Annotated in this window: 17 protein-coding genes and 1 tRNA gene; 9 read left to right on the top strand and 9 right to left on the bottom strand. The window is 32.0% G+C overall.

Translation table 11 applies throughout. The annotated features are described in order from the left end of the window. Positions 1-2: 2 nt before the first annotated feature. Positions 3-1,670, top strand: a complete 1,668-nt coding sequence (locus tag IEV77_RS03090; RefSeq protein ID WP_188461737.1) for a glycerol-3-phosphate dehydrogenase/oxidase — start codon at positions 3-5, stop codon at positions 1,668-1,670. 346 nt (positions 1,671-2,016) lie between these two features. Next, the gene (locus IEV77_RS03085) at positions 2,017-2,721 is read left to right on the top strand and encodes a Crp/Fnr family transcriptional regulator (protein ID WP_188461735.1); all 705 of its coding nucleotides are present in this window, start codon (positions 2,017-2,019) and stop codon (positions 2,719-2,721) included. 44 nt (positions 2,722-2,765) lie between these two features. On the opposite strand, the gene IEV77_RS03080 is transcribed toward IEV77_RS03085, so the two are convergent. After that, positions 2,766-3,536 carry a M90 family metallopeptidase gene (locus IEV77_RS03080; RefSeq protein WP_188461733.1) on the bottom strand — a complete coding sequence of 257 codons (771 nt, stop codon included), beginning with the start codon at positions 3,534-3,536 and terminating at the stop codon, positions 2,766-2,768. Between the two features lie 129 nt (positions 3,537-3,665). On the opposite strand from IEV77_RS03080, the gene rimK reads away from it, so the two are divergent. The 4 genes from rimK to IEV77_RS03060 all read left to right on the top strand — a co-directional run bounded on the left by rimK (position 3,666) and on the right by IEV77_RS03060 (position 6,849). Beyond that, complete coding sequence (gene rimK / locus IEV77_RS03075) at positions 3,666-4,541, top strand: 30S ribosomal protein S6--L-glutamate ligase (RefSeq protein WP_188461731.1); 876 nt, start codon at positions 3,666-3,668, stop codon at positions 4,539-4,541. Then, positions 4,541-5,515, top strand: coding sequence for a succinylglutamate desuccinylase/aspartoacylase family protein (locus tag IEV77_RS03070; RefSeq protein WP_188461729.1), 975 nt, complete (start codon positions 4,541-4,543; stop codon positions 5,513-5,515). Before rimK ends, IEV77_RS03070 begins: the two co-directional genes overlap by 1 nt. A 338-nt stretch (positions 5,516-5,853) precedes the next feature. After that, positions 5,854-6,288: a hypothetical protein gene (locus IEV77_RS03065; protein ID WP_188461727.1), complete on the top strand. Its 435-nt coding sequence runs from the start codon at positions 5,854-5,856 to the stop codon at positions 6,286-6,288. A gap of 165 nt (positions 6,289-6,453) precedes the next feature. Further along, positions 6,454-6,849, top strand: coding sequence for a DUF1003 domain-containing protein (locus IEV77_RS03060; RefSeq protein WP_188461725.1), 396 nt, complete (start codon positions 6,454-6,456; stop codon positions 6,847-6,849). A gap of 203 nt (positions 6,850-7,052) precedes the next feature. Here the strand turns inward: IEV77_RS03060 and IEV77_RS03055 are convergent, their stop codons facing one another. The 6 genes from IEV77_RS03055 to mce all read right to left on the bottom strand — a co-directional run bounded on the left by IEV77_RS03055 (position 7,053) and on the right by mce (position 11,684). Further along, positions 7,053-7,823, bottom strand: coding sequence for an RNA polymerase sigma factor (locus tag IEV77_RS03055; RefSeq protein ID WP_188461723.1), 771 nt, complete (start codon positions 7,821-7,823; stop codon positions 7,053-7,055). A gap of 350 nt (positions 7,824-8,173) precedes the next feature. After that, positions 8,174-8,752 carry a cytochrome b/b6 domain-containing protein gene (locus IEV77_RS03050; RefSeq protein ID WP_188461721.1) on the bottom strand — a complete coding sequence of 193 codons (579 nt, stop codon included), beginning with the start codon at positions 8,750-8,752 and terminating at the stop codon, positions 8,174-8,176. Between the two features lie 74 nt (positions 8,753-8,826). Beyond that, a complete protein-coding gene (locus tag IEV77_RS03045) occupies positions 8,827-9,543 on the bottom strand; it encodes a VIT1/CCC1 transporter family protein (protein WP_188462953.1) in 717 nt (238 codons plus the stop codon). Positions 9,544-9,741: 198 nt separating this feature from the next. Then, positions 9,742-10,620, bottom strand: coding sequence for an RsiV family protein (locus IEV77_RS03040; RefSeq protein WP_188461719.1), 879 nt, complete (start codon positions 10,618-10,620; stop codon positions 9,742-9,744). A gap of 538 nt (positions 10,621-11,158) precedes the next feature. Further along, positions 11,159-11,232: transfer RNA gene (locus tag IEV77_RS03035), tRNA-Ile, on the bottom strand. A gap of 47 nt (positions 11,233-11,279) precedes the next feature. Next, a complete protein-coding gene (mce, locus tag IEV77_RS03030) occupies positions 11,280-11,684 on the bottom strand; it encodes a methylmalonyl-CoA epimerase (protein ID WP_188461717.1) in 405 nt (134 codons plus the stop codon). Between the two features lie 205 nt (positions 11,685-11,889). On the opposite strand from mce, the gene rbfA reads away from it, so the two are divergent. Together rbfA and IEV77_RS03020 are read left to right on the top strand one after the other, a co-directional pair. Further along, on the top strand, positions 11,890-12,288 hold the full coding sequence (rbfA, locus tag IEV77_RS03025) for a 30S ribosome-binding factor RbfA (RefSeq protein WP_188461715.1): 399 nt from the start codon (positions 11,890-11,892) through the stop codon (positions 12,286-12,288). Then, the gene (locus IEV77_RS03020; RefSeq protein ID WP_188461713.1) at positions 12,289-13,494 is read left to right on the top strand and encodes an ABC transporter permease; all 1,206 of its coding nucleotides are present in this window, start codon (positions 12,289-12,291) and stop codon (positions 13,492-13,494) included. Here the strand turns inward: IEV77_RS03020 and dusB are convergent. Further along, positions 13,491-14,483 carry a tRNA dihydrouridine synthase DusB gene (dusB, locus tag IEV77_RS03015; protein WP_188461711.1) on the bottom strand — a complete coding sequence of 331 codons (993 nt, stop codon included), beginning with the start codon at positions 14,481-14,483 and terminating at the stop codon, positions 13,491-13,493. The genes IEV77_RS03020 and dusB overlap by 4 nt on opposite strands. 3 nt (positions 14,484-14,486) lie before the next feature. Continuing rightward, positions 14,487-15,710 carry a M28 family peptidase gene (locus tag IEV77_RS03010; protein WP_188461709.1) on the bottom strand — a complete coding sequence of 408 codons (1,224 nt, stop codon included), beginning with the start codon at positions 15,708-15,710 and terminating at the stop codon, positions 14,487-14,489. Between the two features lie 61 nt (positions 15,711-15,771). Here IEV77_RS03010 and IEV77_RS03005 point away from each other — a divergent pair, with 61 nt between their 5' ends. After that, complete coding sequence (locus IEV77_RS03005; protein ID WP_188461707.1) at positions 15,772-16,881, top strand: TolB family protein; 1,110 nt, start codon at positions 15,772-15,774, stop codon at positions 16,879-16,881. The last annotated feature ends 132 nt before the right edge of the window (positions 16,882-17,013 follow it).

The following is a 17,013-nucleotide window of genomic DNA, read 5'->3' as shown; positions in this document are numbered from 1 at the left end:
ATATGAAAACCAAACCTTTTTCTATCTTAAATAGAGCAAAACAAATTAAAAAAGTTACTACCCAGAAATTTGACCTTGTTATTATTGGTGGAGGAGTTACAGGAGCAGGAATTGCACTTGATGCTGCTTCACGTGGCATGAAAACCTGCTTGATTGAAAAAAATGATTTTGCTTCTGGGACAAGTAATAAATCTACAAAACTAATTCATGGCGGCTTGCGCTATTTAAAACAATTAGAAATTGGTTTAGTAAAGGAATCCGGCAGAGAACGCGCCATTGTTCATAAATTAGCACCACATTTAGTCATACCAGAAAAAATGCTTTTGCCTCTTGTTGAAGGTGGTACTTACGGGAAAATGATGACATCCATTGGATTAAAAGTTTACGATTTATTGGCAAGTGTTGAAGGTGACGACAGGAGGAAAATGCTAAATAAAACCGAAACCCTAGAAAAAGAGCCCTTATTGGATGCTAAAACAATTCTTGGGAGTGGATATTATTCCGAATACAGAACAGACGATGCACGACTTACTATAGAATTACTTAAAAAAGCTTCCGAATTTGGAGCTACGATTCTTAATTATTGCGAAATGCAGACTTTTAACTACAATACTAGAAAAAAAATTAAAAGTGTTGCATGTCTTGATCACAATTCAGAAGAAATTATAAACATTACATCTAGAAATTTTGTTTCGGCCACTGGGCCTTGGGTAGATGTATTGCGTGAAAAAGATGCCTCCAGAAACAACAAACATTTACATCTAACGAAAGGTGTGCACATTGTTTTTCCATTTGAAAAATTTCCTTTAAAACAATCGGTTTATTTTGATGTAGCTGATGGCCGTATGATTTTCGCCATTCCTAGAGGTCGCGTTACTTATGTAGGGACCACAGATACCGATTATTTTGGTGATTTAGAACATGTGGTCACCACTAAAGCTGATATTAACTATTTGCTAGAGGCCGTTAATGCTGCTTTTCCAAAAATTAATTTACACGAAAATGATATAGAATCGAATTGGGCGGGATTGAGACCATTAATTCATGAAGCCGAAAAAGATCCTTCAGAATTATCTAGAAAAGATGAAATATTTATTTCTGATAGTGGCTTAATTTCTATTGCGGGAGGAAAATTAACTGGTTATAGAAAAATGGCACATCGCGTTATTGATGTCGTTATAAAAACGATGACGACAAAACAAGCCTCAAAATTTAAAGAATCATATACTGAAAAAATTGCGCTTACTACACAAGAGATAATATCATCTAAAGATGTAAAAACCTATCAGAAAAAATTACAGCAAAAACTTAAGAAAGCAGGAATTAATGACGCTTATTTTTCTTGGTATTTAACCTCAACTTACGGGAAACAAACAGATATTATCCTCAAAAAAATGCAGTCTTTTACGAATAAAAATGCTGAGTTACGCCTAATAAGAGCGGAATTATGGTATGGTATTCACTTTGAAATGGTTAATAGCCTATCCGATTTTTTTGTAAGACGAACTGGAAGATTGTATTTTAATATTTCCAGTATTTCAAAATTTAAAAATGCTGTAATTAAAGATTGTACTCAGTACTTAAATTGGGATGCTACTCGCATTAAAAAAGAAAAAGAAATACTAAATCTCCTTCTAAAAGATGCAACACATTTTTATGACAAGGAATAAGCAATTTATTGAACCCAAATATAATAGCCACTCGTCCCGTAAGCCTTGATTTTATAGGTGTTTCATTTAATCTAGAACCAAAGACTCCCTGATTTCGAGTTATTGTAGTTAAAATAATGGGAGCCTATTTATTTAAAAATAGGATACTCTTTTATTCATATAATTTAAAAAAAACTAAAATTAAGCGCCTCCTTTAAAGCGTTTTGGAAATAATTTCTGCATTGATTGTCATGTTCTTTGTAAACATGAACAAACAAGTAAAAACAGCTTCATTCTAACCAAGTCAATGTGCTTTATCTAAATAATTCATTACCTTTAATCTACACTAAAACGCTTGCTAATACAAATGAATATTAAAGATCCTAATTATCAATATTATTTAAGCCAATTAGCTAAAAATCCTCTCTTTCAAAATTTGGATGCGGATACCATGATTTCGTTAATGGACTGTTTTGCATTAAAAAAATGGGAGAAAAACACAGAGTTTTTTCATGGAGACCATACCTTTTATCAATTTTTTATTATTATTTCTGGAAGATTAAAAATGTACCAAATTAATCCTGAAAACGGAAGAGAATTTACCGTATTTCTGTTAACTCAAAATGATGTTTTTGATGTAATTTCCTTACTCGATGGTTTAAAGCATTCCATGAATTTTGAAACTCTGGATGATGTAGAAGTCCTTTCAGCTCCAACACATGTCATGCGTAAATGGATAGAAACTCATCCTAAAATAAATAAAACTTTATTACCTTATCTTGGTAGACACATGCGCATGTTAGAAACGAATCTTACAGATAATGTGCTATCAGATATTCCTACAAGACTTGCTAAACTTTTATTATCTAATATAAATGAATCTTCTCACGAATTGCAACTCATAAACGATCTTCCACATGATGAAATTGCCAATCTTATTGGTTCCACAAGAGCAGTAGTTAATAGACACATTCAATTATTTAAGAAAGAAGGGATGCTAGAAATACATAGAAAAAACACGATCATATCAGATTTGGAACTTTTATTGGATATGGTATCGACTAAATATTAAGATAATGCCATATTCCTGGACGAATCTGACTTAAAATAATAGACTTATTCTTTAGTCCGAAAACATGCTTGAAGCATCTGGTATAAATCTGGATGCTTTTTTTTCATCAATTCTGGTTGCTCAAAGAAATATTCTGAGGCGACTGCTAAAAATTCAGCTTCATTAGTACCTCCATAGTTTCTAATATCAGATTTGTTATCGTTGATGGCCTCCATTTCTTTATGAATAATTTTAAGCCAAGGAATAACGTAAGGTCTTTTTATTAATGCTTCTGGAACACCATCAGTGATGCCATCTTGTTTATCTATTAAATGCACAAATTCATGAATTCCGGTATTCTGTTTATGCGATTTTTGCTCAAAGCCTTCATGCAGGGCTTTACGAGAAAGAATCATTTGCTTTTCAAACTGGCCATTGCCAACCATGCCTGCAATATGTCGTTTTTCATCGGTTTGCTTAAATCCTAAATCTTCATTAAAATGATCTGGATAGATTAAAACTGTACTCAAATTTTTATAATGCCATTCTGGGAAATTAAAAACCGGAATCACAGCGCTGGAGGCAATAAGAATTTTGTCTAAATCGTTTATTTCTAGATTAACACTATCCAAATAAACTTCACTTAAAAATGTCATGATACGCTTTTGAAAGCGTAGTTGTTCAGTTGAAGATAGCTCCTTATAAAACTGAACATGTTTTATTAATAATTTATGCCAGTTTAAAGGAAAGGTAGCAGCTTTCTTTTTTTTGGTAGAAATAAAAGCATACAAAGCAAAAACAACTAAAAGTGAAAAAGCTATAATAGTATAAAGCATTAAAAATGGATGAATTGTTATAGAGTAAAAATACACTATTTAAAATAAATAAAGAGTTAAACTGCTACTTAGGTAGCAGTTTAACTGATTTAGAATGCCTTACTTTATGTATTATAAAAATCCAAAAAAATGAATATTAAAATTCTATCTCGTGATGCAAATTTATATTCTACAAAACGACTTATTGAGGCCGCTAAAAAAAGAAAACACCATGTAGAAGTAATAGACTATTTGTATTGCGATCTAATTATCGAAAAAAAACATCCTAGTATCTTTTATAAAGGAAGGTTATTAGAAAATGTTGATGCCGTTATCCCAAGAATTGGAGCGTCTCATACCTATTATGGCGCCGCTGTAATTAGACAATTTGAAATGATGAAGGTCTTTTCAACTTTAGAATCTCAAGCGCTTACTAGATCAAGAGATAAGTTAAGAAGTTTACAATTGTTAACTAAAGGAAACATAGGGATTCCTAAAACCGTTTTCACCAATTATTCTAAACATACAGATGAAATTATTAATAATGTAGGAGGTGCGCCAGTAGTCATTAAACTTTTGGAAGGCACTCAAGGATTAGGAGTTGTTCTAGCTGAAACCCATAATGCCGCTTCTTCTGTTATAGAAGCCTTTAATGGCTTACATGCTCGCGTTATTTTACAGGAATTTATTAAAGAAGCAAAAGGAGCAGACATTAGAGTATTTGTTGTTGACGGTCAAGTGGTTGGGGCCATGAAACGACAAGGAAAAGAAGGTGAATTTAGATCGAATTTACATCGTGGCGGCGTTGCCAATTTAATTCAATTAACAGAGGAAGAAGAAAATACAGCTATTAAAGCTGCTAAAATATTAGGTTTAGGTATTTCAGGTGTTGATTTATTACAATCTGAAAGAGGGCCTTTAATTATGGAAGTTAATTCATCACCTGGTTTAGAAGGTATTGAACAGGCAACCAAAAAAGACATTGCTGGTAGTATAATTAAGTTTATTGAAAGAAATATAGAATAATGATAGATAAAGTTCATTCAGAAGATTTAGAATTATTAGGAGAGAAAATAAAATTAGGCGAAAGCAAAAAACTCAATTTAAATATTGCTCATTTGTTTACGGATACGGCTGTAGAAGTTCCTGTTTTTATAACGCGTTCAAAAATTCCTGGTCCAACCATTTTAATTACTTCGGGAATTCATGGGGATGAAGTCAATGGAATGGAAATTGTACGCGAAGTTCTAACCCATAAAATTAATATTCCAGCAAGAGGCACTATTATTTGTATCCCTATTGTTAATGTCTTTGGCTTTATAAATAAATCCAGATATTTCCCGGATGGACGCGATTTGAACAGAGAATTTCCAGGAAGTGAAAATGGCTCTTTGGCCAGCAGGTTTGCCCATCATTTTGTAAAAGAGATTTTACCACTTGCAGATTTGTGCTTGGATTTCCACACAGGTGGTGGCGAACGGTTTAATGCCGCACAAATTCGAATAGAAAAAGATAATCAAACCGCAAAGGAATTGGCTCAAATCTTTAATGCTCCATTTACTTTATACGTAAGTGAAATTTTAGGATCTTATCGCGAAACATGTAGTAAAAAGAATATTCCCATTCTTTTAAATGAAAGTGGGAAAAGTCTAAATCTAGATAAATTGATTTGTAAAGAAGCTTTAGATGGAATAAAAAGAGTATTATCTCATTTGAAAATGCTAGATACCAATTTCGAAATACCTATTCCTAATAAAAAAAGTGTTTTCGTTACTGAGAATCATTGGATTCGTGCCGAACATTCTGGCTTTTTGCATACTAAGATTAACATCCACGATTACGTTACAAAAGATCAAACCCTTGCTACACTTTCAGATCCCTATGGTTCAAAAAGTCATCTTGTAAAAGCAAGTAATGATGGCTATATTATAAACATCAACCATGCTCCAATGGTGTATCAAGGCGATGCTATTTTTCATATAACAACAAAGACAGAATGATTTTATAAATGTGAAAGCTATAAATTTTACTTGAATTGCACTCCTTATTATCTTGATTATAACTGGTTTTGTGATTTGACTAATGTATGAATTTTCAATTTTTTGAGTTATTGATTTTTGACCTGTGGATTAATAATATTACCCAAAACAAATTTTCTTAGTGCTACTTAGGTAGCACTTTTAGTTTAATATCTTGAGTATATTTACTCTGCCTAGTCGTTATAAAAATAAGGCTATTTCTAAATAAAAAATAGAAGCTTATATTTTAAAAATTGAAATTTTTTTCCCTTTAGAAAAACTACTATTTGAGAACAGGCTAACAAATTAAAACATACATCATGAACAAAAACGAAAAAAATCTTGTTGAAGGCAATCTTATAAATATGTACCGTATTTCTAAAGAATGGATTGATGAGTTAGAGTTTTATGAGCTTGAATTAAACTTTTTTAATAACCTTATTTCAGAGCGAATAGCATCCAATACTCATAAGGATTTAAGTCACAAAGATATTTATAGAAATATTGATGATTTATTATTTAAATTATCTAATAATTTAATTAGCGAAATTAAAACTCATAGAAAAGAATTGGTACAATTAATTGATTCTAATAATTTTTCACAAAACAGTGAAGAAAGCAAAATTCATCTTCATTTATTAGAAAAAATGTTTAGAGTTAAAGATGGCATAAAAAAACTAAAAAAAGCATTATTCATTTACATCAAAGACAATCCCTTTGATTTTGAATTTGATACAATTTTAAATGATTTGTAATTGTAAACAATGAAGTCAATATCTCAATATGTATCTATTCATTCATCAAAAAGGTGAATTTAATGGAGTGATGTAAAGCATACAATATTTGTAAAATTTGGAGTAAGCAAACAACAATAGTCACAATTTTTATATATTGATAAAACATTTAAATTCAGACAATTAATGATTAAAAATACCAACCATATTTACAAAGACGAACTCAAAAATTCCGAACGATTTGCTATTTGGATAACCGAACGTATAGGCACCATAGGCTTTTTCTTTATCATAGTTATCTGGACAGTTTTATGGCTAGGCTGGAACATGTTTGCACCACAACCTTTGCGATTTGATCCTTTTCCTGGTTTCGTTTTATGGCTATTTGTTTCTAATATGATACAAATTATGCTCATGCCATTAATCATGGTAGGCCAAAACTTACAAGCAAAAAGATCTGAAATACGCGCAGAAAATGATTTTAATGTAAATATAAAAGCCGAGAAAGAAATTTCATCCATTATGGAAGAAATTAAAGAATTAAAAGAAATGATTTCTAAACTAACTAAAGATAATCGTTGATAAAACGATAAATAATTTAAAACGTCCATGCAATTTTAGACATTTGAAGTAACAAAAGGATTTATCAAAAAACACCTTTAAGAGCATGATAGGGATTTCTATCTTAATGTGACCATCAGAATACCCTACTAGTTGTCATGTCAATACTTTTTTGATTTCTCTCGCCGAATAATTCTTAATACTTCATTTACAACAACAGATTATTATTTGATAGGATATCTATAAAAAAAACTAACTTGTAAAGCTTTTTTTGCATCGTTGAAAAGTTGTTTAACTTCTTCTAGTGTATTATTCCGTATTTGTGCAATTTCTTTTAATTCTAAATGTTGGTTTGTAAACAACTCAAAAACATTACGCATTGCCAAGGGTAAATTATGCAAAACCATTGTTACATGATTTTCAATTTCCTCAACACTTAAATCTTTATCAATTTTTTCGATCAAGGCCTTTTCATTATCTTCTATAAATACATGGTTTAAGGTATAATCGTTATGATTGTAAGACATATCATCCAGTTCCTCAATCATTAGTAAATCTCCGCCACCATCAGTACTATATTTTTCCTGCATTTCATCCCATTCAGGTTTAGAATAATCATCAATATTCTTAAAGAATAATTCATCAAACTCTTCTTCCACAATCGTATCTTCCAACAATTCATTGGTTTTTTTAAATAACCAGAGATAAAAATATTTTTCATTCTCAACATCTTCAATGTTATCATAGATTTCAATGAATAATTGATCGATAAAATCATCTGCTTTATATTTCCCTTTGGAGAAGTGTCCTTTTTTTATTGCAGTATTCAATCTTTCGTTTATATACATTTTTATTTGGGGCATGATCTTCAAAACTAATTCATTAAATGAAGTTTGCTCACCTTCCTTTTTTAGTTTAATAAGATTGGAATATGTTTTAGTTACGAATAAACGATATTCTCTTTTGTTTTGGTAATAAGAAGCGTTTGTTTTCATGAGATAAGTATTTTAATGATTTAGGTATAAAGATGCAAATAGATTAGATCTAATAAAATGACCACCGTCAGTAAATCTCATTTAGTATAAAGTAAATATTGAATAATGATATTTTTCATAATCAATACTGAACCAACTATAAGTTTAAGGTATGACTAATGTAGGTCGAAAAGGAAATTGACTTGTTTTTGGAAGCATTTATCCAGAATATATCCTGGGAAATTGGTTAAATCCAATCTAAAAATACCGCATGTAGAACCACCGGCAGACAGGAATATGCAGAAATAAAATTTCTACGGCATTCTCAGAAAATGCAACTGAATATAGCCATTTCATGCTATCCTTGCTTATTAATTTTCCCTTTTCGATCCACTTACTATCCTTGATATTATACCTTTTTGGTTTGTAAATTCTGCAAAAAGGACACCAGCAAAGTGGAGGACAATAAATCCAATCAAGTAATATATACCTAGTACATGGATTTCTTCCATTGGCTTTTTATATTCTTCTGATCCAAATTCTATAATAAGTCCAGTAACTAATGAAATAATGACACAAAGATAAAAAATGATATATAACCATTTTTGAAATTTTTCCTTTGTGGATAATTTTTTAACAAATGGATTTTGAAACTTCATTTTTCCAAAAAAAGGAAGTATAAACCGTAGACTGAATAATCCAGTCAATATATATCCCAAATAAATATGCCAGTTCCACATGGGTTGCCTTATTTTTTTTGCTAAAGCAATGAGTTGATCTTGAGTAAGGGATTGGTCAGTATTACTGAGGTAATTTTGAATAATGGCTGCTACATTGAACTTATTAAGCCATGTTAATCTCAAAAAAATGGTAATTAATAAGAGCAAAAAAGTTACTGCTATAGCCCAATGAACTATTCGATATATTTTAGAATATTTTGTCATTTCCATAGATTTAATTTTAACTAATAAAACACTATATTTTAATGAGTAGATACTTGGTTTAGTTCTTATTGTGTAATTCCTTATCCTACATTTACATTAAACAGATAACCAACTAACGCTGTCAAACCCATTGCGACTGTTCCCCAAAAAGTAATTCTTATAATTGCTTTTCCAATACTCGAACCCCCTGTTTTAGCAGATAAGCCACCTAAAATAATTAGAAAAAATAAAGCAGAGCCGTAAAGAGAGTATTCCATACTTTTTAATGGAAGAAAAAGCACCGCTAAAAAGGGAAGTATGCCACCCACAGTAAACGAAGCCCCCGAAGCCAAGGCTGCTTGAATTGGTTTTGCTTGACTTATTTCATTAATTCCCAACTCATCTCTTACGTGGGCAGCCAGAACATTGTGCTCTGTTAACTCTTTGGCAACAATCAAAGCAGTTTCTTTTTTTAGTCCTCTTTTTTCGTAAATTTCCGCCAATCGTTGTAATTCAATTTCTGGCATTTCTTCTAATTCTATTTTCTCTCTTTCAATATCGGCTTTTTCAACATCTGTTTGAGAGCTTACCGAAACGTATTCACCGGCTGCCATTGATAAAGCACCAGCCACCAATCCTGCTAAAGTTGCTAAAATAACAGGTTCTCTCATATCGCTTGCTGCAGCAACACCAAGAGCGATACTTGCAGTTGATAAAATGCCATCATTTGCTCCAAGAACTGCCGCTCTTAACCAATTGCTTCGGTGTATGTAATGATTGTCTAAATAATCATCCAATTCTTCTGAGTTTTCGTCCATCAAATACCGTTGATTTTAATTAATTGATAATAAACATCAAGATACAAAGATTGGTTATTTAACTTTCATTAAGAATGACCTAGGTCATATTTTAGATTAGAACTTGATAATTCTGCACTAATGGCATAATAGTATTGAAACTTCTTTTTATTTTTTGTTTATTTTTTGTTTATTTTTTGATGAATGCATTACACGTTATTACAAAACTAAAGGGTTTAAATCGTATTTTCTTAGTACAGAGAGCAATTGCACCAGTGGGATTTTTATGGAATAACTTCCCGCATAAGATGGACACATTACGCAATCGTCAAAATAATATTCTACGTAAGTTTCATTGACAACAAAATTATTCTTGTTTTCAAAAAAGTCATCATTAGATAACTTCCAGCAGTCGTAATATTTATCACCTTTGCTTTCTTGTTTGGAAATTTCTTTGTTTAAAATATCTGTAAATTCTACTTCAGACCCAACGTTAAAGAAATCTTCATAATTCATAAACACACCTCTGTTCAAATCGAAATTCATGCAATCAAAAGAATATGTAGGATGCAATGTGCCGGAATAAAAATTCTCTTTATAAAAAAGTACGCTAACCAATTGATCATTTACATTAAAAATCTTGTAATCGATATAGCGTTTTTCTCTAAATTGGTCTATTTTAATGGAGTCACATATTAATGCTTTGTCTTCAAGAATCCCAGCCTCTGTGCCAATAATGTCCACATAGTAATCGTTTATGTATTCATTAAAATTAACATTAGTTGGCTTAAGGTTTTCATTAAGTAAAGGATACGTGAAGTCCAAGGTATATTCATCTTCTTCTTTAAAATATTTTTTTTCAATGATGAGTTCCTTTAATTCATTTCGCTCATCCGCTATTTCTATTAGGCTTTTTTGTTTTAACTTAATAGAGAGCACTTTGCTTATTTCAATGTCTTTGTCTAAAACCATGGTGGAATCGCTTAAAATTTTCAAGTCAGTAGGAACGACTTCATCAATTACTATTGGAGGTTCTAACTTAGTATCATTTTTGCAAGAAAAAAGACTAAGAAGTAAAAAGACATATAAATATTTCATTGTTTATTACGTATTAGTTATTACTTAAATTTTTATATACCACTTTATCTGAAGTAGTAATTGCATAGAGTCCTTGACCTAGATTCTGGTAAAGACGTATTTCGAGTTTCTTCATAATTCGACTATCTTTAGTTTATGGTAAATGTAATAGGTTTTATTTATTGAGTAAATGACCTATATCATACTATTCCGACCAATTGAGAGTAAACTTTGTAGAATATTTAAAATAGTCTGATAGGAAAAATTACTAATCTCAACAGATTTTCCCGAAACAACAATAATTGAAAGTAAGTACGAAATGCGTTTGTTGAATAAGACAAAAATGAATTTACTATAATGAACGCATTTACGGATGAGGTTTATTAGAAAACAAGTATTAATATATAAGTGCCAAGACAAAATTAAAAAAATTTTAGATTTAAATTTTGAGCTACATCTTTCATTGAGAAACACTCAAAACACACACTTTTGTTCGTCCAAAGTTTAACTTCATAGCAATAAAAAAGCCCTACATCTCTGTAAGGCTTGATTTTACTAGTGGTCCCACTTGGGCTCGAACCAAGGACCACCTGATTATGAGTCAGGTGCTCTAACCAACTGAGCTATGGGACCGAAATCGGGTGCAAATCTAATATTAATTTTAAAACTCTACAAGCATTTTATTTCTTTATCTCTTGGCAAAGTTCAATTAATACGCCATTTGACGATTTTGGGTGTAAAAAAGCCACCAATTTATTATCTGCTCCTTTTTTTGGAACCTCGTTTAAAACGATAAATCCTTCATTTTTTAATCTAGCAATTTCTGCTTCAATATCTGTAACATCGAAAGCTATATGATGAATTCCCTCTCCTTTCTTCTCTAAAAACTTCGCAATAGGACTATTAGGTTGGCTTGCTTCCAACAATTCTATCTTGTTCTCTCCTACTTGAAAAAAAGAGGTATTAACGCCTTCGCTAGCTACTTCTTCCGTTTTATAATGTGGCTTTCCAAATAACTTTGCAAACAGCTCGTTGGATTCTTTTAAATTTTTAACCGCAATGCCTATATGTTCTATTTTATTCATTGTAAATTATATTTTCATTCCCCTGTAGAAGGAAATCTTAATTATTCCTTTTAAAGTAAGTTACGAATTCTCACCTCAAAAGTAAGATAATCTTTAAATATCGCTATTTTTGCATGGTAGAAATTCATTCTGAGTTTTTATTATAAATGTCAAGATTCTAAATTCAAGGATTATAGGGTTTAAATGACTTTTAAAAAATGTTATTATGGAAGAAGAAAGTCAAAGACAAAAAAAGATAGGTTCAGTTTTACAAAGAGATTTAGTTGAAGTCCTTCAAGGAGCCGCTACACAAGGTGGTATGAGAGGTATTCTTATATCAGTTTCTAAAGTAAAAGTAACCGTCGACCTATCTGTTGCAAAAGTGTATTTAAGTATTTTTCCAAATGATAAAGGAAAAGAACTTATTGAAGGGATTAGATCTAATGCGCCTTTAATTAAACATGAATTATCTCAACGTACCAAACACCAATTGAGACGTATGCCTGCACTTCAGTTTTTTATTGATGATTCTTTAGAGTATATCGATAAAATCGACAAGTCTTTAAAAGGTGAAGACAATCCAATTAACGATCCAGACCTATTAGGAAAACGTAAAAAATCTTAATTGAATTTTTCGTTATACATAGCCAAACGTTATTTGCTTTCTAAAAGCTCTAACAATGCTATAAATTTTATTACCATTATTGCTGCTATTGGCGTAATTTTAGGTGCGGCCTCTCTATTTATCGTGCTTTCAGGTTTCGCTGGTTTAAAAGATTTCACCCTTCAGTTTACTTCTATTATCGATCCAGATTTAAAGGCTGAAGCCTCTACTGGCAAATCATTTTTAATTTCTGAAGACGAATTTTCTAAGTTAAATAATTTAGAAAGTATCGCGTCCTATTCTAAGATTATCGAGGAACGAGTCTTTATTACTTTTGAAGATAAAAGTTATCCAAATGCCTACATTAAAGGTGTTGACGAGAATTTTGAAGTTGTAAATGCCATCGATTCTGTTGTAGTTTTAGGAAGCTGGCTCTCTCAAAAAACTAACCAGATTGTTTCTGGTTGGGCAATAGCAAACACCCTATCTTTTGGCGTTTTAGATTATGGAAAACGCATGAATCTGTACGTTCCAAAACCTGGAAAAGGACAAATAACGAACGCAAAACAAGCCTTCAACACCTTTGATGCTGTAAATATTGGCGTTTTTGATGTGAATGAAAATTTAAACGATAAGTACATTTATGCTCCTATTGATATGGCTAGAGCGTTGCTTAATTTTAGCGACAATGAAGTAACGGCTATTGAATTTAAACTGAAAGAAAACGCTACTGAAGAACAAGCAAGAAAAGAAATTACTTCAGTTCTGGGAGATAAAATTAATTTAAAAAATAGTGCACAATTAAATGATGCTCTTTATAAAATGCTGAATACAGAAAATTTAGCCGTTTATTTAATTTTTACCCTGGTATTAATAATTGCTTTATTTAATGTGATTGGCTCCATAATTATGATGATTCTAGATAAAAAGAGCACTCTAAAAACCCTTTATAATCTGGGTGCAACTATCCCGAACATCCGAAACATCTTCTTTCTTCAAGGAAGTTTAATGTCGGTTGTTGGAGGATTAATTGGTTTACTACTTGGTTGCATAATTGTATGGCTTCAAAGTACTTTTTCTCTAATTATGATTACGCCATCCTTGCCTTATCCAGTCACTCTAAAATTCGAAAACTTAGTAATAGTTTTCATAACCATTTCTGTTTTAGGCGTTTTAGCCTCAAAAATAGCTTCGGTAAGGATTACTAAAAATCTAGTAGAAAATTAAGTAAACTGATAATCGGAGAACACGTCTAAAACCTCATCAAAAGCCTCAAAAACGTCTTTAGATTGATCACTGGTTACCATTTTCATTCTATATTCCTTGAAGTTTGGAATGTTCTTAAAATAATTAGTGTAATGTCTTCTGGTTTCAAATACTCCAAGAGTCTCCCCTTTCCAATCTATAGCCATTTGTAAATGTCTTCTAGCGGCTTCCACACGTTCTTCTAGTGTCACAGGTCCTAAATGCTCCCCTGTATTAAAAAAGTGCTTCACTTGCTTAAAAAACCATGGGTTTCCAATAGTAGCACGACCAATCATACAACCATCCAAACCATAAACATCACGCATGAGCATGGCTTTTTCTGGCGTATCCACATCGCCATTTCCAAACACAGGAATGTGCATTCTTGGATTATTTTTTACATCTGCAATAGGTTTCCAATCGGCTTCGCCTTTATACATTTGGGCTCTGGTACGGCCATGAATAGCAATGGCAGCACAGCCAACATCTTGTAATCTTTCGGCAACCTCAACAATTCTAATCGAATCGTGATCCCAACCCAAACGGGTTTTAACGGTAATTGGAATATTGGTACGCTTTACCATTTCGGCAGTAAGCTGTTCCATTAAACAAACATCTTTTAAAATGCCTGCTCCTGCTCCTTTACTAACCACTTTTTTTACTGGACAACCAAAATTAATATCGATAATATCTGGATTCGACCTTTCAACAATATCAATGGTTTGAAGCATGCTTTCTAGATTGGCTCCAAAAATTTGAATGCCAACTGGGCGCTCCTTTTCATAGATATCCAGTTTCATGACACTTTTTGCTGCATCACGAATCAAACCTTCACTTGAAATAAATTCAGTGTAAACTACGTCTGCACCTTGTTCCTTGCACAATGCACGAAAAGGTGGATCACTAACATCTTCCATAGGAGCTAAAAGCAATGGAAAATCTGGAAGTTCTATGTTACCTATTTTCACCAAAACTTAAAATTGAATGTTTTTCTCAACGTTTACTTCATTTCTTTTTACGACCACCTGAGTTGAATCTCCTTCTTTAAAAGCAGATAAAGCTCTCATATAACTCATCATATCAACTACGGTGCTATCACCCAGTTTAATAACAATATCGCCTTTTTCTAAACCTGCTCTTTGCGCTGGTTTTTCTTCGCTAATACCATCAATTCTCATGCCTTCGCCATCAAATAAATAATCTGGAATAACTCCCAATCCTACTTTAAAACGTGGTGTCTCTTCACTTTCATTCTTGGTTTTTCTAAAAGAAAGTTTACCATCGTCATCTAATTCTGTTATAATATCAAAAATATAATTTGAGATGGCGTCCATTCCTTCATAATTCAACTTTTCTGAATCATCTCCAGGTTTGTGATAATCCTCATGCTGGCCTGTAAAAAAGTGCAATACAGGAATATCTTGCAAGTAAAAAGATGTGTGATCACTTGGTCCAACACCAGATTCGCTTTCAATAAGTTTAAAACCAGGATTGGTTGCAGATAAGGTTTGTTTCCAACGTGGTGAAGTTCCAACGCCATAAACAGCCAAAGTACTATCTTGTTTTAAGCGTCCAACCATATCCATATTAATCATGTAATTGGCATTGTTTAAATTTAATGTGGCATTTTTAGTGAAATAATTAGAGCCTAATAAACCCATTTCTTCACCAGAAAAAGCCATAAATAAATAGTTGTTAGATGTATTTGCATTTTTTAATTTGCTTGCTAAATCTAACATAATGGCTACACCACTAGCATTATCGTCTGCGCCATTATGAATTTCTGTATCACCTCTATGTAAAGATCCATCACTTCCAAAACCTAAATGGTCGTAATGAGCGCCAATTATAATCGTGTTTTCAGCATGATTATCTATAAAAGCCAAAACGTTAGTTCCTGTTATTGTAGAATCTTCAGCCATATTTACATATTTAACTTCCCCGTGTGGATCTGTTTTTGGCTTAAAGCTAAAGGTCTGATAAAACCCGTCTGTGCCTTTTGGTTGCATACCTATTTTAGTAAAACGCTCAACAATATAAGCTGCCGCTTCCTGTTCACCTTTAGTACCCGTTTCTCTACCTTCTAACTTATCATCTGCAAGAAATACAACATCTTCTTTTATTTTATTTTCATATTTATATTCTTGTTTGCAGCCTAAAAACGATATAAAAAGAACCAATAACGATATTTTCTTCATATTATAAATCTTATTTTTGGCAAAATTAGGCAATAATTGCCATTTATTTAAACTTTAATCTATGTCTATGGTTTTTAGATTTCTTTATAGCTTATTATTTTTAACACTTATAGTATCGTGTAAAAACGATAATAAACAAGGTGCAGATGCTAAGTCTGGCGCAACAAAATGGGTTGACACTTTAATTTATGCAGATGAAACTCATTTTAAATCCTTAAAGCAAATTACCTTTGGAGGTGATAATGCTGAAGCCTATTGGAGTTTCGACGATAAGCAATTGGTTTTTCAATCTAATTATAAAGACTGGAATGTGAATTGTGATCAAATGTTTTTAATGAATGCTGATGAAACATTTAAGGACAACATTCCTCCAATGGTGAGTAATGGAAAAGGTAGAACCACTTGTGCTTATTTTTTACCAGATAACAAACATATTATTTACGCTTCTACACATTTAGGTGGCGAAGATTGTCCTGAGGCGCCATTGCGTAAAAATGGAAAATACATTTGGCCAATTTATGATACTTACGACATTTTTGTAGCCGATTTAGAGGGTAACATTGTGAATCAGCTTACTAATGAACCTGGTTATGATGCAGAACCAACCGTTTCTCCTCAAGGTGATAAAATTGTATTTACATCAGATAGAAGTGGCGATATTGAGCTTTACACCATGAATCTTGATGGTAGCGATGTCAAACAAATTACGTTTGAATTGGGTTATGATGGTGGCGCCTTCTTTTCGCCTGATGGTACTAAAATTATCTTCCGCTCTTCTAGACCGGAAACTGAAGAAGAAATAAAAGAATATAAAGATTTATTAGCTGAAGGATTAGTGCAACCAACAGAAATGGAACTATATATTTGTAATGCGGATGGTAGCGATTTACGACAATTAACCGATTTAGGAAGTGCTAATTGGAGTCCGTTTTTTCATCCTTCTGGAGAAAAGATTTTATTCTCCTCAAACTTTGAATCTGAACGCGGATTTCCTTTTAATCTCTATTTAATAGGTATAGATGGTAAAAACTTAGAGCGTGTTACACATAGCGATACGTTTGATGCTTTTCCAGTGTTTTCAAACGATGGTAAAAAATTAATATTCTCTTCCAATAGAAATAATGGTGGTGGACATGATACGAATTTGTTTATTGCAGAATGGAAAGACTAAAAGGATTGACAGTCTGAAATATAACAAAACAGATACGAATTTGTTTATTGCAGAATGGCAAGACTAAAAGGATTGACAGTCTGAAATAAAATAAAACAGATACCATTTTGTTTATTGCAGAATGGCAAGACT

Origin of the sequence: Xanthomarina arctica, assembly GCF_014638915.1 — a bacterium.
Taxonomy (GTDB): domain Bacteria; phylum Bacteroidota; class Bacteroidia; order Flavobacteriales; family Flavobacteriaceae; genus Xanthomarina; species Xanthomarina arctica.
The sequence above is the reverse complement of the archived record's forward strand: the minus strand, read 5'-3'. Positions and strand labels throughout refer to the sequence as shown.

Bases quoted from the DNA above. Each gene is read 5' to 3' on its own strand.
- IEV77_RS03055 (WP_188461723.1), bottom strand. From the start codon at position 7,823: ATGAAAACAAACGCTTCTTATTACCAAAACAAAAGAGAATATCGTTTA.
- rbfA (WP_188461715.1), top strand. From the start codon at position 11,890: ATGGAAGAAGAAAGTCAAAGACAAAAAAAGATAGGTTCAGTTTTACAA.
- rimK (WP_188461731.1), top strand. From the start codon at position 3,666: ATGAATATTAAAATTCTATCTCGTGATGCAAATTTATATTCTACAAAA.
- IEV77_RS03010 (WP_188461709.1), bottom strand. From the start codon at position 15,710: ATGAAGAAAATATCGTTATTGGTTCTTTTTATATCGTTTTTAGGCTGC.
- IEV77_RS03070 (WP_188461729.1), top strand. From the start codon at position 4,541: ATGATAGATAAAGTTCATTCAGAAGATTTAGAATTATTAGGAGAGAAA.
- IEV77_RS03090 (WP_188461737.1), top strand. From the start codon at position 3: ATGAAAACCAAACCTTTTTCTATCTTAAATAGAGCAAAACAAATTAAA.
- IEV77_RS03040 (WP_188461719.1), bottom strand. From the start codon at position 10,620: ATGAAATATTTATATGTCTTTTTACTTCTTAGTCTTTTTTCTTGCAAA.
- IEV77_RS03005 (WP_188461707.1), top strand. From the start codon at position 15,772: ATGTCTATGGTTTTTAGATTTCTTTATAGCTTATTATTTTTAACACTT.
- IEV77_RS03085 (WP_188461735.1), top strand. From the start codon at position 2,017: ATGAATATTAAAGATCCTAATTATCAATATTATTTAAGCCAATTAGCT.
- IEV77_RS03045 (WP_188462953.1), bottom strand. From the start codon at position 9,543: ATGGACGAAAACTCAGAAGAATTGGATGATTATTTAGACAATCATTAC.
- mce (WP_188461717.1), bottom strand. From the start codon at position 11,684: ATGAATAAAATAGAACATATAGGCATTGCGGTTAAAAATTTAAAAGAA.
- IEV77_RS03065 (WP_188461727.1), top strand. From the start codon at position 5,854: ATGAACAAAAACGAAAAAAATCTTGTTGAAGGCAATCTTATAAATATG.
- IEV77_RS03050 (WP_188461721.1), bottom strand. From the start codon at position 8,752: ATGGAAATGACAAAATATTCTAAAATATATCGAATAGTTCATTGGGCT.
- IEV77_RS03080 (WP_188461733.1), bottom strand. From the start codon at position 3,536: ATGCTTTATACTATTATAGCTTTTTCACTTTTAGTTGTTTTTGCTTTG.
- IEV77_RS03060 (WP_188461725.1), top strand. From the start codon at position 6,454: ATGATTAAAAATACCAACCATATTTACAAAGACGAACTCAAAAATTCC.